24 protein-coding genes are annotated in these 23,674 nt (G+C 45.9%); 8 read left to right on the forward strand and 16 right to left on the reverse strand.

Features of this window, described 5'->3' with window-relative positions; genetic code table 11:
* Positions 1 to 245: 245 nt before the first annotated feature.
* On the reverse strand, positions 246 to 851 hold the full coding sequence (locus tag ELS82_RS07120; protein ID WP_134834878.1) for a short chain dehydrogenase: 606 nt from the start codon (positions 849 to 851) through the stop codon (positions 246 to 248).
* Positions 848 to 1,276: an alpha/beta hydrolase family protein gene (locus tag ELS82_RS07125; RefSeq protein ID WP_167489255.1), complete on the reverse strand. Its 429-nt coding sequence runs from the start codon at positions 1,274 to 1,276 to the stop codon at positions 848 to 850. The genes ELS82_RS07120 and ELS82_RS07125 overlap by 4 nt, the downstream gene beginning before the upstream one ends.
* Between ELS82_RS07125 and ELS82_RS07130 the strand changes: the two genes are divergently transcribed.
* Complete coding sequence (locus ELS82_RS07130; protein WP_208733145.1) at positions 1,268 to 2,080, forward strand: LysR family transcriptional regulator; 813 nt, start codon at positions 1,268 to 1,270, stop codon at positions 2,078 to 2,080. The two genes, ELS82_RS07125 and ELS82_RS07130, sit on opposite strands and share 9 nt — an antisense overlap.
* A 94-nt stretch (positions 2,081 to 2,174) precedes the next feature.
* Here ELS82_RS07130 and ELS82_RS07135 read toward each other — a convergent pair whose 3' ends face one another.
* Together ELS82_RS07135 and ELS82_RS07140 are read right to left on the reverse strand one after the other, a co-directional pair.
* Complete coding sequence (locus ELS82_RS07135; RefSeq protein WP_134834880.1) at positions 2,175 to 3,779, reverse strand: BCCT family transporter; 1,605 nt, start codon at positions 3,777 to 3,779, stop codon at positions 2,175 to 2,177.
* Between the two features lie 258 nt (positions 3,780 to 4,037).
* Complete coding sequence (locus ELS82_RS07140) at positions 4,038 to 5,288, reverse strand: MFS transporter (protein WP_134834881.1); 1,251 nt, start codon at positions 5,286 to 5,288, stop codon at positions 4,038 to 4,040.
* 124 nt (positions 5,289 to 5,412) lie between these two features.
* On the opposite strand from ELS82_RS07140, the gene ELS82_RS07145 reads away from it, so the two are divergent.
* Complete coding sequence (locus ELS82_RS07145) at positions 5,413 to 6,180, forward strand: helix-turn-helix domain-containing protein (protein ID WP_134834882.1); 768 nt, start codon at positions 5,413 to 5,415, stop codon at positions 6,178 to 6,180.
* Positions 6,181 to 6,199: 19 nt separating this feature from the next.
* Here the strand turns inward: ELS82_RS07145 and ELS82_RS07150 are convergent, their stop codons facing one another.
* The 8 genes from ELS82_RS07150 to ELS82_RS07185 all read right to left on the reverse strand — a co-directional run bounded on the left by ELS82_RS07150 (position 6,200) and on the right by ELS82_RS07185 (position 15,441).
* A complete protein-coding gene (locus ELS82_RS07150; RefSeq protein WP_134834883.1) occupies positions 6,200 to 6,562 on the reverse strand; it encodes a RidA family protein in 363 nt (120 codons plus the stop codon).
* A gap of 11 nt (positions 6,563 to 6,573) precedes the next feature.
* A complete protein-coding gene (locus tag ELS82_RS07155) occupies positions 6,574 to 7,602 on the reverse strand; it encodes a lactonase family protein (RefSeq protein WP_134834884.1) in 1,029 nt (342 codons plus the stop codon).
* Positions 7,603 to 7,675: 73 nt separating this feature from the next.
* Positions 7,676 to 10,123: a beta-N-acetylhexosaminidase gene (locus tag ELS82_RS07160; RefSeq protein ID WP_134834885.1), complete on the reverse strand. Its 2,448-nt coding sequence runs from the start codon at positions 10,121 to 10,123 to the stop codon at positions 7,676 to 7,678.
* Positions 10,124 to 10,159: 36 nt separating this feature from the next.
* Positions 10,160 to 10,789, reverse strand: a complete 630-nt coding sequence (locus ELS82_RS07165) for a bifunctional 4-hydroxy-2-oxoglutarate aldolase/2-dehydro-3-deoxy-phosphogluconate aldolase (RefSeq protein WP_004412751.1) — start codon at positions 10,787 to 10,789, stop codon at positions 10,160 to 10,162.
* 21 nt (positions 10,790 to 10,810) lie between these two features.
* Positions 10,811 to 11,752 (reverse strand): sugar kinase, encoded by a 942-nt coding sequence (locus ELS82_RS07170; protein WP_134834886.1) that lies wholly within the window; start codon positions 11,750 to 11,752, stop codon positions 10,811 to 10,813.
* A gap of 59 nt (positions 11,753 to 11,811) precedes the next feature.
* Positions 11,812 to 13,332 carry a sodium:solute symporter family protein gene (locus tag ELS82_RS07175; RefSeq protein ID WP_134834887.1) on the reverse strand — a complete coding sequence of 507 codons (1,521 nt, stop codon included), beginning with the start codon at positions 13,330 to 13,332 and terminating at the stop codon, positions 11,812 to 11,814.
* 216 nt (positions 13,333 to 13,548) lie between these two features.
* Positions 13,549 to 13,941 carry a RidA family protein gene (locus ELS82_RS07180; protein ID WP_134834888.1) on the reverse strand — a complete coding sequence of 131 codons (393 nt, stop codon included), beginning with the start codon at positions 13,939 to 13,941 and terminating at the stop codon, positions 13,549 to 13,551.
* Positions 13,942 to 14,007: 66 nt separating this feature from the next.
* Positions 14,008 to 15,441, reverse strand: a complete 1,434-nt coding sequence (locus ELS82_RS07185; protein WP_134834889.1) for an N-acyl-D-amino-acid deacylase family protein — start codon at positions 15,439 to 15,441, stop codon at positions 14,008 to 14,010.
* A gap of 180 nt (positions 15,442 to 15,621) precedes the next feature.
* Between ELS82_RS07185 and ELS82_RS07190 the strand changes: the two genes are divergently transcribed.
* The 3 genes from ELS82_RS07190 (at position 15,622) to ELS82_RS07200 (ending at position 18,590) form a co-directional block, all read left to right on the forward strand.
* Complete coding sequence (locus tag ELS82_RS07190; RefSeq protein WP_134834890.1) at positions 15,622 to 16,893, forward strand: amino acid deaminase; 1,272 nt, start codon at positions 15,622 to 15,624, stop codon at positions 16,891 to 16,893.
* Between the two features lie 110 nt (positions 16,894 to 17,003).
* On the forward strand, positions 17,004 to 17,867 hold the full coding sequence (locus ELS82_RS07195) for a MurR/RpiR family transcriptional regulator (protein ID WP_134834891.1): 864 nt from the start codon (positions 17,004 to 17,006) through the stop codon (positions 17,865 to 17,867).
* Between the two features lie 156 nt (positions 17,868 to 18,023).
* Positions 18,024 to 18,590 carry a sugar O-acetyltransferase gene (locus tag ELS82_RS07200; protein ID WP_134834892.1) on the forward strand — a complete coding sequence of 189 codons (567 nt, stop codon included), beginning with the start codon at positions 18,024 to 18,026 and terminating at the stop codon, positions 18,588 to 18,590.
* A gap of 52 nt (positions 18,591 to 18,642) precedes the next feature.
* Here the strand turns inward: ELS82_RS07200 and ELS82_RS07205 are convergent, their stop codons facing one another.
* The gene (locus ELS82_RS07205) at positions 18,643 to 18,846 is read right to left on the reverse strand and encodes a hypothetical protein (RefSeq protein ID WP_134834893.1); all 204 of its coding nucleotides are present in this window, start codon (positions 18,844 to 18,846) and stop codon (positions 18,643 to 18,645) included.
* A 166-nt stretch (positions 18,847 to 19,012) separates the two neighbouring features.
* Between ELS82_RS07205 and ELS82_RS07210 the strand changes: the two genes are divergently transcribed.
* The 3 genes from ELS82_RS07210 (at position 19,013) to ELS82_RS07220 (ending at position 21,381) form a co-directional block, all read left to right on the forward strand.
* Positions 19,013 to 19,879 (forward strand): helix-turn-helix domain-containing protein, encoded by an 867-nt coding sequence (locus ELS82_RS07210; protein ID WP_134834894.1) that lies wholly within the window; start codon positions 19,013 to 19,015, stop codon positions 19,877 to 19,879.
* 163 nt (positions 19,880 to 20,042) lie between these two features.
* A complete protein-coding gene (locus ELS82_RS07215; RefSeq protein WP_134834895.1) occupies positions 20,043 to 20,576 on the forward strand; it encodes a YbhB/YbcL family Raf kinase inhibitor-like protein in 534 nt (177 codons plus the stop codon).
* A 22-nt stretch (positions 20,577 to 20,598) separates the two neighbouring features.
* The gene (locus ELS82_RS07220; protein ID WP_134834992.1) at positions 20,599 to 21,381 is read left to right on the forward strand and encodes an AraC family transcriptional regulator; all 783 of its coding nucleotides are present in this window, start codon (positions 20,599 to 20,601) and stop codon (positions 21,379 to 21,381) included.
* Between the two features lie 92 nt (positions 21,382 to 21,473).
* On the opposite strand, the gene ELS82_RS07225 is transcribed toward ELS82_RS07220, so the two are convergent.
* From ELS82_RS07225 to ELS82_RS07235, 3 genes are read right to left on the reverse strand one after another with little or no spacing between them, the layout of a single operon-like run.
* Positions 21,474 to 22,301, reverse strand: a complete 828-nt coding sequence (locus ELS82_RS07225) for a hypothetical protein (protein ID WP_134834896.1) — start codon at positions 22,299 to 22,301, stop codon at positions 21,474 to 21,476.
* Positions 22,301 to 23,170: an ABC transporter ATP-binding protein gene (locus tag ELS82_RS07230; protein WP_134834897.1), complete on the reverse strand. Its 870-nt coding sequence runs from the start codon at positions 23,168 to 23,170 to the stop codon at positions 22,301 to 22,303. The genes ELS82_RS07225 and ELS82_RS07230 overlap by 1 nt, the downstream gene beginning before the upstream one ends.
* Positions 23,167 to 23,538 carry a GntR family transcriptional regulator gene (locus tag ELS82_RS07235; RefSeq protein ID WP_134834898.1) on the reverse strand — a complete coding sequence of 124 codons (372 nt, stop codon included), beginning with the start codon at positions 23,536 to 23,538 and terminating at the stop codon, positions 23,167 to 23,169. The genes ELS82_RS07230 and ELS82_RS07235 overlap by 4 nt, the downstream gene beginning before the upstream one ends.
* Positions 23,539 to 23,674: the final 136 nt, after the last annotated feature.

Genomic DNA, 23,674 nt, shown 5'->3' on the forward strand with positions numbered 1-23,674 from the left:
GCTTTGTGTTTGATGATTGGATTGCTAGTATGAAGCATGAGAGTTACCTCTTATTGTCTTTGATTACGGATTCAGCACCTTTAATCAAAGTGGGTAACTCTCTTCTTTTCAAATTGAAGTGTCAGATCTAGTCGGAACTAATACACTTGAAGGGTATGAACTGGCTAAGTCTCTTGATTCACTAGACTTGTGATCAAGAGACAGGCTATATCGCTGCCTTTTTTGCTTTTTAAAGCCTATGCTTGCTAGTTATTAGCTAACACTGCATTGTAAACCTTTCCGGTTTCAGTCCCTTCAACACTTTGTTGGTAGAACCCAGCAACATCATCTGCTGGAATACCCGCACTGCTATCGGCTCCCCACTGTTCTAGCGTCTCTTTAACAAACGATGGACTTACCGCATTAATGCGTTTTCCTTGTTCAAATTCAAGTGCTGCTACGCCAACAAAGGCATTAATTCCAGCCACGCCGATTGCAATAGCCGCTGTACCTTGAATTGGGTAATTCGACGCCTGCCCTGACGTTAAGGTGATAGAGCCCCCTTCATTGAGATACTCCATACCAACACGCACTATATTGACTTGCCCCATTAATTTGTTATTTAGCACTGTTGCGTAGCCAGAGCTCGGCATTTCTGCGATTGAACCCATCCCACCATTTCCCGCCATGCTGATAATGGCATCCACTTGACCTACTTTTTCAAACAGCGCTTGAATTGATGTGATGTCCTCAATATCAACCGTCAACTCTCCCTGCGAATGTCCAACAGCCACTACCTCATGCTGATTAGATAATACGTTTGTCACCGCTCGCCCAATAATGCCATTCGCACCTATCGCCAATATTTTCATGCTGCTGCTCCTTCTGTTTTAAAATGGGTTTGCTCCAACCACGCCAACATGTTTTCAGCGAGTAATGAGGATTGGTCTTCTTGCAAAAAGTGAGAGGCATTAGCGACCGTAATATGTGGTTGGCCTTGCGCACCTTTAAAGTTGTTTTGGAATTTCTCATCGTATGCTTGACCAGCCAAAAATGGGTCCTGATCGCTAAACAGAGTCAAAACCGGCTGATCCCACTGCTTTAACTTGAGCCAGTCTTGATTGACGGCATCTAAGTCATCAGCCACGATTTCAGGCATTTTCCGCGGCCCGGCAAAATACTCGGAGCTCGGGAATGGAGCATCGTACGCCTTCATCTCATCGTCACTCAATTCACGAGTTGACAAGCTTTGAATCAGTTGACCAATTTCTGGCTGCACGTTATTAACGTGATCCACCAAGAAGGTAGCTTTCGTAAAGCGAGTGAGAAGCTCTTTAAGGCTCGTTCGGCAGTTTCCTATTCGGTTAAACAAGTTGAGCAGTATTACGACATTGAAATCTTCAGTCGCGAGACTTACCGCCCAGAGCTGACGCGTGATGGAAAGATCTTAATCAATAAAATTCAGACCTTACTTGATGCGGCTAATCAGTTTGATGTATTTGCTCGCCAAATAAATAGTGAGGTTGAGAAAGAACTGCGCATTTCAGTCAGTGCTATTTTCCCAATTGAAAAAGTCACCTGTCTACTTAGTCACATTAAGCAGAGCTTTCCTGAAACCATTATTCATCTAGATATAGAAACCGCTTCTGGTGAGCGTATGCTACGAGACGATGTTGTTGATATCGGTATTTATGCTGTACCTGAGTGTAATACTGCTGAGTTCGTATACCGCTGCATTGAACGGCTCAAACTCTCGGTTTATATATCGTCCTCATTTCCTTTGGCAAAGCTCGACAATCTCAGCCACAATGAGCTTGCGCCTTACCCACAAGTCGTCGTGAAGTCTTCCTATAAATCCAGCCCGGACTCAGGCATTGTCAAAGAAGCTCTCCATTGGTATGTATCAGATCACCACACAAAAAAATCACTGATTCGAAGTGGACTTGGCTGGGGTAGACTTACCAGTCATGAAGCGGCCAATGAACCGAAACTGATTGCGCTAAATAACTTAGAAACACTGAACATACCTATCTATGTTGCACGCAAAAAAGACAAAGCGTTAGGGCCTGTAGCCAGCAAAGTATGGGAGTTTTTTTGCTGAGACCGAATAATGGCAAGGCAAAAAGCGGGCAAATATAAAAAAGCCCCGACAACAGCGATGTTGTCGGGGCTTTGCTTTAAGTAGATTTAATCGATTATCGTGAAAGCTTTACTGCCTCTTTCGGCTTATCCACTTCAGTGAACAAACCTTTGACCAAGCTAACACAGCCTAGCAGCAAGATAATCGTAAACGGCATGGCCGCAATGATGGTGATCGATTGCAGCGCCTGAATCGACTCAGTACCACCAATCCACAGCATCACGATCGCAATCAAACCTGAAATAATCACCCAAACGATTTTCTGCTTCATTGGCACTTCTAACTTGCCGCCTGCCGTCATGCTATCAATCACAATCGAGCCAGAGTCCAGTGTCGTCACAAAGAAAACAATAATCAGAACAACAGCAATAATCGATAAAATATTGCCCACTGGGTAAGCTTCTAGCATGTAGAACAAGCTGAGAGAGACATTACTCAATTGCTGCTGAACACCTAGCAAGCCCACTTTGTCGATCATTTGCTGGATCGCGATGCCACCAAAGGTAGACATCCAAGCGGTGGTCACTAATGTTGGGATAATCAGAACGTAAGCGAGGAATTCGCGAACCGTACGGCCTTTTGAGATACGCGCTACGAACATACCAAAGAATGGCGCATAAGCTACCCACCAAGCCCAGTAGAACACAGTCCAACCATGTAAGAATGTTTCGTCTTCACGACCTGAGGTTTGGCTCAGTGGCAAGATGTTTTCCACATAGCTTACGACCGAGGTTTTCATAGAATCGAGTACAGTCGTGAAGTTCAAAACCGCCATCAGTCCAAGGAAGATGAAAGCAATCGCCATATTAAGGTTACTCAGCAGCTTAACACCGCCATCCATGCCTCGCAGTACCGATAGGATCGCCAGACCCATAATCAATACAATAATCGATTGTTGCAGCAGCAAGCTATTATCTAAGCCAAACACATGACTGATACCGCTGGCTGCTTGTGTTCCGCCTAAACCTAGCGATGTCGCTAAGCCAAACAGAGTCACCAGTACCGTCATGATATCAATGAAATCACCGGTTTTACCCCAAACTTTGTCACCAAGTAGCGGGTAAAATACCGAACGCATAGAGAGTGGCAGACCTTTGTTGTAAACAAAGTACGCCAAACAAAGTGCCGTCACACCATAAATGGCCCAAGCGTGGAAGCCCCAGTGGAAAGTCGCTGTACCTAACGCGAGCTCACGAGCTTCTAGCGTGTGCGATTCCACATTCAGTGGTGTTCCGTACCAACCCGTGTAGAAAGCCGTTGGCTCCGCAACACCCCAGAAAATAAGGCCAATGCCCATACCCGCAGCAAACAGCATGGTAATCCATGAAATCGTCGAATAATCCGCGGTTGCACCTTCACCACCTAAACGCACTTTACCGAATGGAGAAAGAGCGATAACAATGGCGAACACAAGTAAGATGTTTGCTCCCCACATAAATAGGAAGTCAAAGTAAGAAAGAACGGCACCTTTTACCGAATCGATGGCCGCTTTTGCATCTGCTGGAGAGAGTAGCAGTAACGAGATGATGAAGAGAAGAGATAAGCCGACAGAAGAAGTGAAAACCGTGTTGTGGACATCCATACCCCACTTACTAACGTTATCCTGACCGACTTGATAGTCTGTAGATTCAATACTGTATTTTTTAGATTTAAAGCTCATATATCATGAGGTTTACATATCCGACTCAACGGATATAAAGACCAACTCCATGTTAGTTATAGTTTGATAAGCAACAATAAGCTCGCATCATGCTGATGAAAAATACCCTTTCCAATAAGGCATTTTTGGCTCTATTGCTCATCCCCGGTACGCTATACTAACATATTGATGGTAATTTTTCGCCCAACGCCCTTAAAACAGCGCCAAGGTACCTCCAAGCCTTTGTTTGATATACAAGAAATATTTCTCTTATTAACGCTAATTAGCACTTTTAAAATCAACCTCAGAATGACTAGGCATTGATACAAATAGTAACGACGATAAGGTAAGAACAATTGCGGAAACACTCCAGCTAACACCAATACTAAAAGTGTCAGCTAGATACCCCAATCCAATCGACGCAGTCATCCCTCCAACGGTAACCGCAACAGAGCTAATCGATAACATGGTCGAGCGATATCGGCTCAGAGTGCTGTCATTGATAAGAACGCTTTGCGAGTTTTCCCCAAGAGTAAACAAGAAAAAGAACAGCAAATAAGCAAGACAAAAACTCATAAGCTGAGATGAGAAAGCAAGTATTAGGAGCATGATACCCGCTGCACTTCGGCTCACTAACAGCACGATACGATGAGAGCCCTCGCACCAACGCAATACACTTACCGACATCCAAGATGATAAGCCCGCCATAAAAAAATAGCCTGCGGTAATCACACCAAAGATCTCCGTACTTTGCTCACTTTGCTGCACAATGTCAGACAAGTAAGGTTGCCAAAGGTTTTCTACGCCACTTAACACCATGCCAAACACGACGATACTCTGCATTAAACGCAGCAACACCCTATGATTCATCACTGCATGAAGTGCTGGTTTTAACTGTGAGAATGGACTTGGCTCAATCACATCTTTTTGAGGCCTTGTCACGTCTTTAGGTATCAAACCCCAAGTCAGCATAAATAGCACGATATTCATCACTAGCGTCGCAACAACATTGAGATCATAAACCGACGTAAACCTTGCAGGATATTCTGACGCTAACGTCGGTAACCAGCCCCCGACCAAAGCGCCGATTGCCAAGCCCAATGTCACCATCACGTTGACCCTAGACAGCGCCGAGTGATACGTCTTCGGCCCGTCGATAAGCTGAAATCTATCGTAGAACCACGCATCTAATGTCCCTGAATATACTGCCCGCGCGGTACCAAGCAACATGGCACTGGTCAGTATCAATCCAAACCCAGATGACACAAGCAATACCGCCGCCCCCAGCACATTAATGATTAAAGAGAGAAGATAGGTAGCTCGTCGACCATACGTATCAGCCACACTGCCCAAAGGGATCTCTAACAAAGCAGTTGTGCCAATCCAAACGGCCATTACAAGACCAATATCAGTCAGGCTTAAGCCTCGGGATTGGAACAGTAAAATTAACACTGGGATGATTAAGCCGGTAATCGCCCAATGAAGAGCTTGGTGAATGGCAAATCGATTGATGAGGTTAGTTTGAGTCATTCCATTACTCACACAGATAAAATAGTGAGAAAAGAATCCCATATTGAACCTTTAAATCAATTAGTGATTCAAAAGATCATTAATATGATACCCAGTGTATCTTTTTACGTATCTAGGCACTGATATGAACCACAGATTGGCACAAGAGGTGTGCAATATTGTTAAGCAAGAGCTTAAAGGTCGTGGATTATCTTACGGCGATCTCGCCAACGCATTAGAGCTTTCAGAAGTGAGCGTAAAACGCCTACTTAACAACGCTCAACCAATGTCGATACAAAGGTTGATAAACATTTGTCAGTTAATCGAATATCCACTCTCGAAGTTACTTGAGAAAGCAGAGCGTAATGTACATGCCATACCTCTGTTTACCGCCAAACAAGATAGTGCCTTTTATGAACTACCCGCGTTGTTTACGTTCTGGAGCGAATTGGCAGAGCACAAATCTGTCGATGATATCGCTCATAGTTACGATCTCGATCCTGCCTCGGTCCATATATACCTACGTAAGCTCGAAAAGGCGGGCTTAATCTCACTTGAACTCAACAACCAATGCACACTCCTCGTTCCAGGGCATACTGCCTTTGAACAAGGAGCAAAGTATTCAGAGTTTTTCACCGCTCGTGTGCTAAGTGGCTTACAACAACGCGTCATCGATATTCCGATTGATGACGACCAAGCATTCTTGATTAGCTTAAAGGCAGAACTCACCCAACAGGAATTTCAGGAGATCAATAAAAAGCTAGAAGAGTGGATGTTTAATTTACTCAGGGAAAGCCAAGAACTGCGTAGTCGCGAGGGGTTTAAAGTAAAACCGTACACCTTTGGCTTTATGGGGGCTCAAGGCGCATTTCACGATGCCTTACCCAAAATAGAGAGGCTAACGGATTTGTAGCCGTTAGCCTTAACTTTAGTTACTGAAACTTTTCACCTGCGGCAGCGACAAATGCCATTTCAACCAAAAGGTTTGGATCCGCGAGTTCAACTTTGACGCAAGCGCGGCTTGGTGCAGTGCCATCTTCGAACCACTCATCCCATATTTCATTGAGCGCATCGAAGTTTGCAAAATCAGTTAAGTAAATCGTCACCGATAAAATGCGTGTTTTATCGCTATCCACCAGAGCCAACATTTGCTCTGCCTGATCAAAGATTTGTTGAACTTGGCCTTTGATATCGGAGGAGGTATCCGCTTCAGCGACCTCGACAAAATTAGCCATACCGTTGAAAATAGTCACATCTGACCAACGTTTGGTTGGGTTGATACGGTGAAGTGTCATCGTTGTTCTCATTAATTATGGTGTTCTACTAGACAGACTGGCGCATCTATTTGGCATTGATAACCACTCGCTTCCAGACTGCCGGTTATTTCGTTACGGCGATAACTGACAAGGTTATTCGAATGTTGGTTAGCTACGATCAGCCACTCGCCGCATGAGGTGATGGTAAAGTCTCTTGGAAACAAACCACCAGCGTCGGTCATGCTAAGCCATTTGACCTCTTCGCCTGATACCTCAAAGCAGCTCACGGCATTTTGATGGCGACAAGAAACGTAGACAAAATGTTCATCATCAGACAGTTTGATCGCTGATGCTGCTTCCCCTTTGTCAGCATCCGGAAGTAAGTCGAGCTCTTGCTGCACTTGCCAGCCTTGGTTGGTTTTGTGCAATACCACTAGAGTTTCACTAAGCTCACACACCACATACGCCTTGTCTTCAGTGCGATTAAAGACCAAGTGTCGTGGGCCACAACCTGCAGGCATCGCCAGCTGCTGTACAAGAGTAAAAGTGCCATTTTCTATCTGATAAAAACCAATCGCATCACTGCCTAAGTCCACACTGACTAGCACTGGCTCAGTTTGTTGAAACACCACTTGGTGGGCATGAGGTGACTGCTGGCGATCTTGATTTGGCCCTTGTCCTTCTTCAAACAAATCGGCCACTGAGCGTAACGGAATACCTTGGCTGTCGAGCAAGTAAACACTCACATTGCCTGAGCCATAGTTGGCAACGGCAAGGTATTTTTTGTCTGCAGATATCGCCAAATGACACGGATAGTCACCGGCAATCGGTAAAGCATGTGCATGTTGCCCATCCAAACAAACCAGTTGAGCGCCATCTTGCTGCGATACTTCGCTAAAGCTATAAGTCAGCTGCTGAGATTGGATAAGGTAAGAAGGGTTACGCAGAGGATAGTAGTCATCAAGGCGAATCAGTTCGCCTGTTTGTTGATTTAGCCCAACCTGAGCGATTCCTCTGCTTTGGCTCGGTGAGTCTGTGTATGTACCTACGAGAAAGCGTAAGTGACCACTTGCTTGCATAGCGATGTTCCCAATCAAATATCTTTGTAAACACAATGCCGCCAGCAAATGCTGGCGGCAATCAGTTTCAACGCTATTTCGCTAAAGTGTGGAGTAGGTTCTCAGTTGGTTTCACTATCGCGACAATGGTTTCGTCGAGAATGATAGCGTTCTCATCAATAACGCGCTGATATTCAGCCACATCTGCCGCTCTAACTGACTCGCCCTTGTTAGCAAGATCAATCAAAGTGTTAGCTAACTCTGCCACTTTAACTGTTGCCTGCGCCACTTTCACTGTATCAACCGAGGCCACATTGTTGGCGAAAATAGGCTCTGCTTGCTGCGCTGCTAAGGCTGCCGTTTGGTAATGCAGCGCCAGTTTAGCCAACGCCGCTTTATCACCTTTTGCGTACTCAGCCACTAGGTCGTTCATTTCATACACAGCCAAGCTTTCAACAGGTAGTGCATCGGCGAATCGATTTAAGCGTTCGTACTGGTTGTACAAATCACCTTTGTTTGGCGTTGATATCCATTTTTCCCAGTGACGCGCATAGTACTGAGCAGGCTCTATGTACTTGGCGAGTGTCTGCAGTGGCGTCACATCCGCACCATTTGCCAGACGTTTTAGCATCATGGTTGCATCCGCATGATGACGCAGACCCAATGAAATCTCAGACCAAGTGTCCATCACACTCATACGCTGATACATACTGCGCTCATCAGTGAGCTCTTGGCTTGACCATAAACGCTCAGCAATCGCATAGCTGCGCGGCCATAGACGTTGCTCGATGGTCATCGAATCAAGGTTCTCACCCCAAATCGTGATTTCACCGCCCAAGATCAGATCTTTTTCGTCACCTTTTAGCTCTGCAGGGTAACCTCCGTTTGGCTCTGGGATAACGCTACCTTCAATCGCACTTCCCGCAATCAGCTCACCCGTGGCTGGCCAGCGAACATTACCAATGATCTGGTAACTGCCCTCTTTCAGCTTGCCGCCTGCAAACTCATAGTTGAATTCGGTGTATGACATGAAGTTATCGAAGTGACCGCGGAATTTCACGCCCGGCACATACTCTAAGATATACACTTCTTCACGCGACTTACCGTTGTAGTCAGTAAAGGCGCGGAATGTGCCATCTTTTGCTTCAATAATGGTTAAGTTACCTTTACGTGGGCCGCCCTTATTACGTGGTTTAACCCAGTCGTAAGTTTCAAACTTTTCACCGCTGTGCAGCTTGTCATCGACCGTAATACCGGTTGGCATTGGGTCGTTGCGGTAGTGGTAGCTGGTCGGTTGCGCTTGGTCTAAGTAATAACCCGTTGATAATACGCCTTGGTAACCCTCTTTTGCTGCACGGCCTATGCTGTCATGACCTCGCCAACTTTGAATAACGATCGACTTAGGTAGGTCTTTGTGCCAGATCTCATCCCAACCAGACATCTTCTTACCGCGCTCTTCCAGCATCTGCTCTACTTTGGTGTTGAGGTAAGATTGCAGGCCGCGTTCACCATCTAGATTGTTGTCAGCAATGAATTGTTGAATTTTGGGATTCTCTTTCCATTGCTTGTAGTTCGGCTCATCACCGCCGATATGGAAATACTCGTCAGGGAACAGCTCTACCACCTCATCAAACACACTTGCTAACATGGTGTAGAGCTCAGGGTTAGTTGGATCCATTAATGGCTCAAAGACACCCCATCCACGCTGCTGCGGATAAGATTGCTCGCCCATTCCCGACATGAGTTCAGGGTATGCATGAGCAACCGCTGATGCGTGCCCCGGCAATGAAATTTCAGGAATAACACGAATACCTAGATTGCGCGCATAGTTAACCACATAGCGAATTTCATCTTTGGTGTAATAATCGCCGTCAGCCGTCTCTTCCCAAAGTTTGGTGTAGTTATCAAGCTGAATACGGATACCTTGGTCATCCCAGATATGCCAATGGAATACGTTCATTTTCGCCGATGCCATCGCATCCAATTGGCGTAAGATGACATCAAGTTCGATGAAGTGACGTGATGTATCATAAGAAACACCACGCCATTTAAAGCGTGGCTCATCTTCAATCGACACCACTGGCACCGAATAGCCGTTTGCGTCGGTGGTCACTAGCTGAAGGAAGGTTTCAAGGCCGTGGAATGCCCCGTATGGACGCTCTGATGAAATACGGACTTGGCCGTTAGTCACTTCAAGCTGGTAAGACTCATCGCTATCAAGATTCTGCACTTCATCTTTTGGCCCTTTGCGAATATCAATCACCAAGGTGGCTTCTTTTTCAGACTCGGCCTGCCAGTGGAGCATTGGCAGGCCTGTCTGACGGTACAAACGTTCCATGGTGCGCTTCGCATTGAATTGCACTCGGTCTGAGTCGTACCCTTTGATAAAAATACTAAATTCTTTGTCGATGCTGACAGTGCCTGAACCTAACTCCACGTCTTGTGGGTAAGGCATAAGGTTAAGGTCAGTATTCGGAGCCATAGCCATCGCGTTAGTGCTCAGCAGTCCAGAAATCAATAGAGTTAGAGTCGTTCTTTTCATACGAGTATTCCTTTAATTTTTAACTTTTGAACTCTGTTATGCGACTAGCTCGACAGCTTCACGCACCAAACGACCAATCTCATCCCACTGCTCGTTTTCAATCAGACTTGGGGCAACCATCCACGTACCACCGCAACAAACCACGCGGTCAATCGCTAGGTAGTCATTAACGTTACCTTTACCAATACCACCGGTTGGCATTAGAGAAACATCCACATAAGGAGCGAGTAATGACTTAACCATTGGCACACCGCCAGACGCTTCAGCCGGGAAGAATTTCAGGAAGTTCAGACCCAGCTCTAGCGCTTGCTCAACCTGACTTGGGTTATTCACCCCAGGTACGATTGGCATGCCGATCTCTTGGCAGTAACGCACGGTATTTGGGTTAAGACCTGGCGCAACCACAAACTCAGAGCCTGCTGCTTTCGCTTGGTCAACTTGCTCAGCGTTTAGCACAGTACCAGCGCCGACACACATTTCAGGGTATGCATCACTCATTGCTTTGATAGATGCAGCCGCGGCTTCAGTGCGGAAGGTCACCTCAGCGACAGGTAGACCATTGTCGACCAACACTTTCGCCAGTGGGATTGCGTGCTCAACTTTGTTGATTTGAATTACTGGAATTACTTTGAACTGCTTTAGTTTATTGATCATTTCGTTTGTCATTGTTTTTACCAATCAAAAAATTTAAGAAAGAGTGAGGTGCGCCATTGCCGATTTAGGAATGATTGCGCCTGAATATTGAATTACTGTTGATGCCAGTTGGTGGCCTAATATCGCTGACTCAGCTGGAGTTTGACCATTTAAGCGCACCGCTAAGTAGCCAGCAGCAAAAGAGTCACCCGCCGCGCAAGTATCAACCACATTTGCGACACGTTCAGCGCTGACGTAGGCATACTCAAACTCGCGATCTTGTTGCCAAATCACTTTGCACGGTTCACAGCCACGTTTAATGACCGTCTCTTTGCAACCGAAACGGGCACTGCGCTGCTCTACGCTTTCGTCGGTTCCCCACACAAGCTGATCATCATCTTCCGTGATCAGCGCAATATCGACGATAGGCAGCAGTTGGCTATACCAATGCTGCGCTTGTTGGGTATTCCACAGCTGTGGGCGGAAGTTGTTGTCAAAAATGACTTGGCCACCCGCCTGTGAAAACGCCGTTAACGCCTCAATAAGCCGAGCCTTACTTTCATCATCAAGAATCGCTAGACTGATGCCACTGAGATAAACAGAATGGAGCTCACCTTGAGCCATCGCACGCTCCAGCTTGCTCAACTCACTGCCAGAGAAATAGCTTTTCACGGCGGCACTATCTCGCCAGTACATAAAGCTGCGTTCACCTTGCTGATCGGTTTCAACCATGTACAAACCCGGTAGCTTGTCGCGATATTGTTGAACCAATGCGGTGTCGATGCCTTCTTGTTGCCAAGCGGAGATAAGCTGCTGAGAAAGAGAATCCTCGCCTAACCCTGTCGCATAAGAAACAGAAACGGGGGTGTTTTCAGTTAAGCGGGATAAATACAGTGCGGTGTTAAGTGTGTCGCCGCCAAACCCTTTTTTGAGAGGAAGGCCGCTAAGTTCGATCATGCACTCACCAAAGAATGCGATATGAAGAGGATGTGTCATTGCGAGGCTAACCTTGTCAGATAAGGTGGCTCATTGAGCCACCTAGTTTGAGTGTCTAACTATGATGCGCTTTGTGCGGCTTTACGATTTTCCAGAGAAGGATCTTGTTCTATCTGACCTTTGTCTGATAATTCCATCTCCATCAGAGCGCGTTCGTCATCAAGAATTGCGCGTGCCATCTCTGGTGTTACTTGGTTTGCCGGAGTCAGCAAGCTCACTACTACACCGAGTGTCAGAGCAAACAGACATGATGGGATAACAGGGTTGCCCCAGAAGGCTGTTAGGTCAGCGCTTAGCATTACAGTGAATGATGCGATTGATGCACCTGCTAGCGTCGCCAACGCACCTTGCCAGTTGTAACGTTTCCAGAAGCGACCTAGCATTCCGCACACAAACATGCCTGACATAACCGTCGAGATCATCTTAGTGATGTAGCTGATGATATCGTTCGACGTTAGAGCGAACAGCAGTGCAAAGCCAATCACAACCACAAGAGCAAGACGAGAGTAGTTCAGCATCGACTCTTTGTTTGGCACACGACCTGTGAACATCACGTATACGTCACGCAGTAGAATCGATACACCGGCAATCGCATCAGAACTCGCGCTCGACATGGTCGCAGAAAGACCCGCGATAAGTACGATTAGGCCAACACCTACTGGTAGCACTGTCGCCGCAATGTATGGGAATGAGAAGTTAGGGTTATCTAGCGTTGGGTCAATTGCATGGGCTGCCATACCAATGATCGCAGGGATGATTGAGAAGAATAGGTACAGAATACCTGAGCCAACAAATGAACGACGAATCGTAGACACATCTTTACCTGAGTAGATGCGCTGACGGAATGATGGAGTAGCCAGTACGCCGACACCAATCACTACCGCTAGTGAAATTGCAGGAAGAAGACCAAGTTTCTCAATCGCAAGAAAGCTTGTTGCAGTTGGGTCCATTGCTTCGTATAGGTTATCTAGACCGCCAATGTGCTGCACTGACAGTACCGCCATTAGGATGAAACCAACGAATAAGATGACCGCCTGAATAGTATCGGTCCACACTACCGCAGTGTAACCGCCGATAACCACGTAAATCGTAAATGCCGCTGCAATCACCATTTTCGCAGTGCTGAGCTCGATATCAGCAATCCACGCTAAGTACATGCCACCACCAAGGATGTGCGCGCCTAACCAACCAATTGATGCAATGAAAATGAGTAAGCCAACGACGTTTTTAACGATACGATTCGCACCCACATAGTAAGCGAGCTCTTCACTCATCGTCATGAAGTTAAGTTTACGTACCGGAGCAAACCATAGCGCCAGTAACAAAATACCGATGGCACCACCGATGCCATAAAGTGCACCAGCCCAACCATTGGCATAACCAAAGCCAACCGCGCCCATACTTGAGCCCGTGCCAACCATGGTTGCAACTGTGGTACCTAAAACAAGAAACAGAGGAAGGCCACGACCGCCTAATAGAAAATCTTCACCTGATTTTTGGTTACGAGAAACGAACCAACCAAGCCAGATTAAAAACAGGACATATACGCCAAAGCCAGTAAGAAACAGTGTGCTATTCATCGAACACCTCTTGGGAAAAATCCGTATTAATTTAGATTTATTACAACAGCTGCAATTAAATCTTATTCCTATATAAACAGTTAGAAATAAAATATATATTTAACTAACCATTTATAGCGCTGTTGTTTATTTTATTATTGTAGGAGAGGAAGCGCCGAGATAATTCTAACAGGGATAAGAAATACCCCGACACTTGATACTAATTATTTGTGATGTTTATCTACGATCTTCACGGTAGCAAGTCACATCAACTTCAACTTTCACATCGACCACAAGATCACAAACCATACAGATACGTGTAGGTGGGTGCTCGCCGAAGAACTCTTTAAATACTTTATTGAACGATTGGAAGTAACGAGAGTCCGTCAGCACTACCTTTACGTGCACAACGTCTGCTAGTGTGTAGCCTGCTTCTTCCATGATGTCGACGCAGTTTTGAATCGCTAAGCGAGATTGATCAACGATACCACCTTCAACCACCTCACCGTCCGTCATTGGCGTTTGGCCAGATACATATAGGAAACCACCCGCTTCCGTTGCACGAGCAAATGGAAGATGTTGACCGCCAGTACCTGTTCCACCTTCTACACCATAACGCTTAATAGACATATTCTTCTCCAGTATTTAAAAATTTAATTAATATAAGTAATATTTGATATTTGTTTTAGGAATTGTTTATCTTCTATAAATAAACGTACCATTTCTATTTTCGCTAACATTGCCTTCAAAATAAGACAACTCGCCATTTACAAATACAGATTCAATACCTTTTGCCATTGAAATTGGATTTTCAAAAGTTGCGGTATCTTTAATTGTATTTGGATTAAATAAAACTAAGTCTGCAAATGCACCAACGCGAATTTCACCACGACCTTGCAGGTTGTATCGTTTCGCCGACATACCCGTCATTTTGTGGATCGCTTCTGCCAGCGGGAACAGTTTTTCTTCTCGGCAATAGTGGCCTAGCACTTTCGGGAAGGTGCCCCATAAGCGCGGATGCGGATGCGGATCATTAGGTAGACCATCAGAGCCAACCATGGTCAGCTTGTACTTCAGTACGCGCTTAACATCGTTTTCATCCATACAGTGATAAACCGCACCGGCTGGTTGCAGCGCTTTAGCCGCTTCCATGATCGATAAATCCATCTCTTGAGCGATTTGCTTAAGCACCTTACCTGCATGCTCTGGGTGAGATTCAGACCAAGTGATGAAGATGTCGAAATCTTCCGTCACTTGCTTAAGATCTAGGGTTGATGAGCTTGCTGAATATGGGTAGCAGTCACACGACACATCTTGATGCTGAGACACCTTGTCCATCACATCCAACACTTCAACGGTGCGTCCCCAGTTCCCCGCTCCAGCACACTTAAGGTGCGAAATAACCACAGGTACTTTGGCGTACTGACCCGTTTCAAACGCTTCTTCCATCGCCGAGATGATTTCTTCAAATTCGGTACGCATGTGAGTGGTGTAAATACCACCGTGTTCACCAAGAATCTGTGCTAAGCGCATTACCTCATCGGCATTGGCTTGCTTAGCACTGGCATAGGCTAAGCCAGAGCTTAAACCCAATGCGCCTTCTGACATTGCTTGGTCTAGTGCAGCGCGCATCTGAGCAATCTCTTCGTCGGTCGCAGTGCGCTGCAGATCATCCATCACGTTGTTACGCAGTGCAGTATGGCCGACTAACGCCGCCACATTCACAGCTGGCTTCGCTTCTTCTACCGCTTTGGCATAAGTAGCAAAAGTTGGGTATTTAAAATCTTGCTGGCTACCTAATAGGTTCATTGGATCTGGCGGGTCGCCAGCGAGAACTACTGGGCTGGCGCTAATGCCACAGTTACCGACAATCACTGTCGTCACACCTTGGCTGATCTTTGGTAGACACTCAGGAAAACGAATCACATTGGTATCATCATGAGTATGAACGTCGATAAATCCAGGCGCGATAGCGAGCCCTTGGCCATCAATAATGCGCTCGGCTTGTTCTTCGCCAAGCTGGCCAATTTGTTCAATTCGATCATGACGAATAGCGATGTCCGCCACATATGACTGGGCGCCGGTACCGTCAAAGACTTCTACACTTTTGATAATGGTATCGAACAACATTGTTAACCTTTTTCGTCTCTCGTTTGCATGAGTTCAATATTAATAATCCCCACAGTAATAACAGTGATAAAACACACAAAAAATACAGATTTGTTTGATAGTTTCTAACATTAATATTAATGTAGATAGCAACAAACACTAAAAATCAAACACTTAGACCATGTTAGAAGTGAACTTGCGATGACAAACCAACACACAAATCGTGATAAAAACTATCACACAGATCACATCGGCCTACCGGGTAGTGGAGAAAAATCTCAACATTTTCAGTCTGCTACGGGTGATACCTTCAGCTTAATTGATGATGAGATCAGCTTACCGGCGGCTGTGATTCAGCAATCACGCTTGAAGAACAATCTCGATTGGATGCAGCGTTTTGCAGCGCAGCACAAGGTAAAGCTCTGCCCGCATGGCAAAACCACCATGACGCCAGACTTCTTCCGTCAACAGTTAGAGCACGGTGCTTGGGGAATCACCGTTGCGACGGCGGCGCAAGCTCAAGTGGCGGCTATGGTTGGTGCAAAACAGATCATTATTGCTAACCAAGTGGTGGGCAAAGCCAACATGGCGATCCTTGCTAACCTAATTGAGCAACAAAACGTTGAGATCTACATCAGCGTCGATTCCAAGCTCAACGTTAATGCTCTGGGTGCCTTTTTTGCTCAGCGTAAAGTAACACTGAATCTATTGATTGAGTTTGGCGTCGAAGGTGGCCGCTGTGGGTGCCGTAATGAAAGCCAAGTGGCTGAACTGGCTCACACAATTGCTCAACATGATTATCTGTCACTACGCGGTATCGAAGTGTATGAAGGCGTGATCAGTGGCGAGAATGCGGAGCAAACCATTCGTGCCTTCTTGACCCAATCACTCGCCATGGCACGCTCGTTGGCAAATGATCAACTGATCAAGCACAAACCAATCGTCACTGGAGCCGGCTCTGCTTGGTACGACGTAGTATCAGAATGTTTGGCTAATCTAGATGATGTCGAAGCCATCATCCGTCCTGGCTGTTACGCCATCCATGACACAGGTATCTACTTAGAAGCTCAGAACAAAGTCATTGCTCGCGCGAAAAAGAACCAAGGCGCAGCGTGTGATCTCGGCGGCGACTTGCAGTCTTCATTGGAGGTTTGGGCTCATGTGATTTCACGTCCAGAGCCGAATAAGATTGTTGCAGGGCTGGGCAAACGAGATGTCGCTTTTGATGCTGGACTCCCTATTCCAGAAAGAGCGTATCGAGATGGTCAATCAATCGAGGCGGGTAAAGCAGTGACGACGGCGGTAATGGACCAACATGCCTTTATCGAAATTGATGCTGATAGCGAACTGAATGTCGGTGACATTATCGCCTTTTCTACCTCACACCCATGCCTAACCATCGACAAATGGCGCTCAATTGCGATTTGTGACGACGAATATAAGGTCACGCATTGGGTAGAGACTCGTTTCTAACCCAGTTCGCTTTAGTCACCCTGCTTTTTGGGTATACTAATCAGCAAAGTTTTGGTGGCGCATAACCTCGCCTTGGTTATTCGCCACCAGCAAAAAGAATAGGAAAATACGTGAGTTTAGAAGTCGATATTATTTCGCGGATTACCGAGCGATTCAGCGCACTACGAGATGCGGAAAAGAAAGTCGCCAAATTGATCATGGACGATATAGAAACCGCCGCGAACGCCAGCATTACCGAACTAGCAGAAAGCGCGGAAGTGAGTGAAGCGACCATTACCCGGTTTGCCAAAGCGGTAGGCTGTAAAAATGTTCGTGATATGAAAATCAAGCTTGCTCAAACTCTAACAGTTGGTCAGCGTTTTATTCTTGAGCCACCCGATCAAAGCGGTTACCAAGGAATCTATGAATCGATCAAACAATCGCTAGATATCAACCGTAATCTGGTTAATGAAGCCGACATTGAAACAGCGGTAGAGTGGCTGCACGGTGCAAGACAGGTTATTTCCATCGGTATGGGCGGCGGCTCGACCATTGCTTCACAAGAGATGCAGCATCGTTTATTCCGCCTTGGCTATGCCGTGGTGTCATACAACGACGGTCTAATGTCGCGTATGGTGGCCTCGACCGCTGACAGTAACGACGTGTTAGTCATGCTTTCTGCGACAGGCTACACACCAACAATTGTTGAAACCGCTGAACTTGCCAAAGAATATGGCGTAAAAGTGATCGCAATTACACCCAAGGCGACACCGCTATCTGACATCGCGGACTTAACTCTACCGATTGAGCACCAAGAAACTGATTTTATCTACAAGCCTTCGGCATCGCGTTACGCTATGTTAGCGCTGGTCGACGTGCTCTCTATGGCACTAGCAGTAAACCACAAACGCCGCTCGCGCGATAAGCTCCGCCGTCTTAAGTTAGCACTCGACTCCTACCGTGGCGGACTAGATCGCCAGCCGCTTGGTGATTAACCCTTGCATACCCAAACGCCAACTCTCTCTGTTGGCGTTTTCGTATGCCTATCGACCGCTGTAATAAAGAGGAAGTAATCACGACTTAGTTTTTCTCTTTTTCTTTGCCTTATTCGGCGTATATTGAGCCCATCACTTCTAAAGCAAAATTCGCCCATGAATGAACTAGAAAAAATGATGTCAGGCCAAGTGTTTGATGGCGCCGCGCAAGAGATTGACTCGATTCGCACTGCAGCTACTCGCACTCTGCAACAATTCAACACCTGCGTAGATGAAAACCAGAGAGCTGAACTCCAACAACAGCTGTTTGGACAGGTTGGGCAAAGTATTATCCGACCACCTTTTCATTGTGAGTTTGGCAAAACCATTTCCATTGGCAGCGACACCTTCATTAACATGAATGTCGTTATGCTTGATGGCGCAGCAATCACCATTGGTAACAACGTTCTTATCGGACCTAGCGTGCAACTCTATACCGCCTCACACTCGCTTGATCATTTAAGTCGAAGAAAGTGGGAGACCTACTGTCTACCTATCATCATCGAAGACGATGTTTGGATCGGCGGCAATAGCGTCATCAATCAAGGCGTCACCATTGGGGCTCGCTCTGTCATTGCGGCTAATTCGGTAGTGAATAGTGATGTCCCGCCAGACTGCCTTTACGGCGGCACGCCAGCGAAGTTGATTCGTACACTCAACGTCGAGGGTGAGCAAAGCAAATAGAGTCGTTCGGGTAAGATCCACCTGAACAGTCAGGTGGATGATTACGTGGCGCTCATAAAGAAGAACTCACAGCGGTCTGCTTATCGTCCTCTTTTACGCTTTGACGAAGATCTTGTTCAAACTCGGCTTTTGACCCGTAGCCCAACGTCGACCAAGTGCTTGGGGTTCTTACCCCATACTTGTAGACCATTTCGGCTAACCATTGACGGCGAGTGGTGGCGACTAAATCTTTAAATATCTGTTTAAGTTTATTCATGGTCCTGCTCCAACTGAGTAACTATATTCAGTCTATGGGCAGCGAGAACACGAAATTGATACCAACTGCTTATCTAACAGTACTTTTCGTGCATTCAGTCGGCTCAAGCTTACAAATTGATATCATTCCAATAACGATTGCCATGTCAGCAGAGAGGTTTGATTGAATGAAAGGGCATCTAGAAAAGGTACCTCAGCGAATCGGCGCTTCTTGGCGTTATCGCAAAGTGGTTGAGGAAACCAAGAACTACGGTTGGCATAGGCACAAAGAATACGAGATCGCGATTCATCGTCACTTTGAAGGTAGGTGTTTCATTGGCCATCATGAAGTGGAAATCTGTCACAACAATATGGTGTTGGTCGGCCCTAACCTGCCCCATGCGATTTATGCAGATAAAGTCAAACCAGGAGCTCGCTGTGAAACCCATATCATTTGGTTTCGCAAAGAGTGGATCGATCAACTAATAATAAGTTGCCACGAACTGGAGCCTTTAAAACAGATCCTAAAAGACGCCTCTCAAGGGGTGCTATTTTCCCCACACGTTGCAGAAAACATCGTGCAAACGCTTGATGCGAACCATGATCTACCAGCACATCAACAACTGCTCGGCCTGTTCAACGTGCTTGGCTTGCTTATCGACGATAAAGATCGCCGTATTCTTTCCAATCCGATTAAAATAAGTAATGAGGATGCTGAGACGATCACCCGAGTAGAACGTGCAGAAGCCTACCTTCAGCAATACTATGCGCAAAGCGTGACAGCCAACGATTTAGCCAAACATCTCTTTATCAGTGAGAGTAGCGTCCGTCGACTGTTTCAAAAGCACTACAATGAGAGCTACAGTCAACGACTCAAGAAAATTCGCCTCAACGTTGCCTGTGACCTATTAATGAATACTGACCTACCCATCAACCTGATAGTCGAACAAGTTGGCTATGACAATCAATCCAATTTTAATCGCCAATTTAAAACCTATAAGCGCGTAACACCCAGAGAGTATCGAAACTCAACCAAGCACATTAGAAAACGTTGAGTACGATTAAATAGCAACTTTGCGACCAAGCTGACTCCCCTTTACAATAAATCAAAAAGTATCAAACATTAGCAATTATCAACACACCGTGATACTTAATGTGTCACCCGTACTTGGCAAGAGGCGTAAACTGATTTCGAACTTAAGAAAAAGGATCACCACCATGCAAGTAATCACTAAATCAGTATTAGCACTTAGCTTATTAGCCGTTGGCTCTGCACATGCATTTGAACTTACCAGTAACGATATTCAAGAAGGCCATCCTATGGCTAAGACATTTGAATACAATAGCTGGGGTTGTGATGGTGGCAACCAGTCACCACAACTGATGTGGAAAGATGCGCCTGCAGGGACTAAGAGTTTTGCCATCACAGCTTATGACCCTGATGCGCCAACTGGCAGCGGCTTCTGGCACTGGGTCGCATTCAATATTCCCGCAAGCGTAAATGAGCTACCACGTAGTGTGAACATTGAAAAGCTAGGTGGAATTGAGTCACGTATTGACTACGGCAGCGTTGGCTTTGGTGGCGCTTGTCCTCCTGAAGCCGATGGTATGCACCGTTACCAATTTACTGTGTGGGCCTTACCGACTGACAAACTCGACCTCAATGAAGATACGCCAGCTGCGGTAGTAGGCTTTACATTGAACAGCATGGCACTAGACAGAGCCAAACTAACCACTACGTATACTCGTTAAATTGAATCAGCAAGGGGAAATGATGAACTATCCATATCAGGTGACGATATTTCGTGCCGAGCAACTGCAAAAGCTCAGAAACGTGAGGATTCATTCCCCGAGTATTATTCAGATCATTACTGGCAGCAAACGTCTTTTTTGGAAAGATTCAGCATTGGATCTTTCCCAATCAGAGCTGTTACTTTGCGAAGCTTCAGCATCATTAAGCTTCGAAAATCTGCCACAAAAAGGACGCTTTCTTTCCCGCGTATACAGCTTTCATTACTCACCAAGTGATTCAATGCTTGAGTTAAGTAGAAATAATGAGGGTGGAGAGCTAAGTCCACTGCTGGCCAGCGATAAAGCAATGCAAGATACGCTTAATGCGCTGTTCTCATTTGACCAACAAAGCATGAGCAAAGAGACGCAATCCTACTGGGTACAAGGCCTCTATCAACAGTTAGCCGAGCGCGGGGTATTGCATCACCTTTTTGCCAATACAAATGCAACCTTCAGCCAAAAAATCAGCCATTATCTCGCCTACTCACCTGGCGAAGAGCACCCACTAGAGAAGGTAGCCGAGCGTTTTGCCATGAGCCGAGCCACGCTGATAAGAAGGCTCAAACAAGAAGGGACTCAATACCGGGAAGTATTAGCAGAAGTACGTTTAAATCACGCCTTGTACTTGATGCAAAATGGCCACACTAATGTCGCACTGTTATCGCAACTGTGTGGCTATCAGTCTGAAGGGCGTTTTAGTCAGCGCTTTAAGGGTAAATTTGGCCTGACCCCAAGTGATTACATTAAAACAGTCACGAACGATTAAAGTAGCGTTTCAGTTCTCCGGTGACCTGAACTGTTAAAATAAAAGCCACCTAATTCATAGGCGGCTTTTCATATCTAACTGAGTAGTAAACCTTAGTCAGCGTATTTAGCAAACCTTAAGCTAACCACTAAACCTACTGCGCCCAGTAATGCGTAAACCAGCAGATTCACCATCCCCATATTGGCAAACGCACTCAGCGGGTTCTCTGCTGTCAGTAACTCGAACGGTAAGATAGAAATCGCTTGAATAAAATGGCCTACACCATGTGCGCCTAGCAGCGACTTAGACACTAATTGAATCACAAATAAGGCAACGACCATCACCAGTAACGGCGAGTTCACCTTCTGCGATATCGCGAGCGATACCGTCGCCATTGGGATCAGCGCTAGGCCAATCAACCACATACGCCCAACAAACTCTAGCCAGTTAGTGAGCACATACAATACTGACTCTCCCGTAGCGAATAGCGGAAACTTATCACCGACAACCGAGTTAATCACCCACATTAGAAAGTCAGCACTGAGCACCAAAATTGAGCAGATCACCGGAATCGCCAACAAACCAAAACACAGCTTAACCAGATGAATCTGAATATCACTCACTGGCATACTGCGCCAAAACATCAAACTGCCTTCTTGGCGCTCTTTACGCAAAGTCTTCGGGAAGTAGAGTCCCGTCAGAATCAAAGACAGAATTCCGGCGAAGCCAAACACCAACTGACTCAGCTGCTTGCCAAGTTCAAAGTTCGACTCAAAGCCATCGCTGTAGGTCAGCTCGTAAGTCACATTACTTTGAATCGACGTATTCATGATGATACTAAACAGAAACACCACACCGCAGATAAGCAGCGCCAGTGGCACGCGGGTGACCATCTTATGCTCTAACCACTCTTTCTCTAACATGTAGATATTGGCATTCATTACGCTGCTCCTTTTTGTAACGCTAAGAACAGATCAGCAAGTTTTACATTGTAAATTCGCTCGACGTCATCTAGCTGTTGCGCTTGTTCTGCACGCAATAACCAACGCGTGCTGCCCAGTGCTTTTTCGCTGGATAGCGGGTTGAGATGTTGGATTTTTTCTGCTTCTGAGTCGTTGGTTTCGACAATGACAAATTCATTTTCAATGTCACTCATCGCGGACTGCAATACCGCTTTACCTTGCTTCAAGATAAGCACATCAGTCAGCAGGTGTTCAATTTCAGCCACTTCGTGGCTGGCAATAATCAATGCTCGCTCGCCATCGTGGAACCACTCAAGCAAATGACGATAAAACGTGTCGCGATAGACCAAATCTAGACCCAGAGTAGGCTCATCTAAAATCAGTACCTTGGTGTCTGTTGAAATCACCAAAGCCAAATGAAGCTGCACCTTCATCCCTTTCGATAAAGACTTAATTTTGCTGTTTAGTTTGATATTGGTTTTCTCAAGCACACGGTATGCTTTCTCAATATCAAAGCTTGGGTGTACTCCGGCGGTATAACGTAGCAGCTGATTGACCTTCATCCAGTCAGGCAACACGTTTACATCCGAAATATAAGAGAGGTGCGCCATCACTTTGGCTCTTTCACTCACTGGCTCCATACCGAGCACTTGAATATCACCTTGATAATCATGGGCGCCCAACAAACTTTTAATTAGGGTGGATTTACCCGCACCATTGTGACCAAGTAAACCAAGCACCTGGCCTGCTTTTAGTTCTAGGTTAATGTTTTTTAGTGCCTCACCCTGCCCTTTCGCTTGGCCAGAGTACTGCTTTGACACTTGAGTCGCTTTAACTAATACACTCATGATTTGTCCTCAGCATGCTGTTTAAGCTGATTAATAAATTCGTCTAGTGGAATATCTAACTGCTTCAGTTTGCTCGCAATGGAAGGGATTTGCTGTTCAATAAAATCTTGTCGTTGATTACTCTTAAGTTGGCCTATGGCACCATCAGCAACAAACATTCCTTGCCCACGTTTTTTCTCGACTAAGCCTTCATCAACCAGTAACTGATAACCTTTCATCACCGTTAGATGATTAATTTTCAGATCGGCAGCCACACTTCTCACTGACGGAAGCGCTTCACCTTCACACCAAATTCCTTGCAAAATCTGCTCTGTTATTCGGTCTGCTAATTGGCGAAAGATAGGCTGGTTGTCATTCCATTCCGTCATGGTATCGCCCTCATCGGTTCGCTTTAGTGTTATACATGGGTATAACACTAAAGCAATTAGAAGATATTGCAACCAGAAATATCAGACAACGAATGTATAAAGTGCCACATACAACAAAGCTCCCTAAGGTTAGGGA

The organism is Vibrio ouci, assembly GCF_004551525.1.
Classification (GTDB): Bacteria; Pseudomonadota; Gammaproteobacteria; order Enterobacterales; family Vibrionaceae; genus Vibrio; species Vibrio ouci.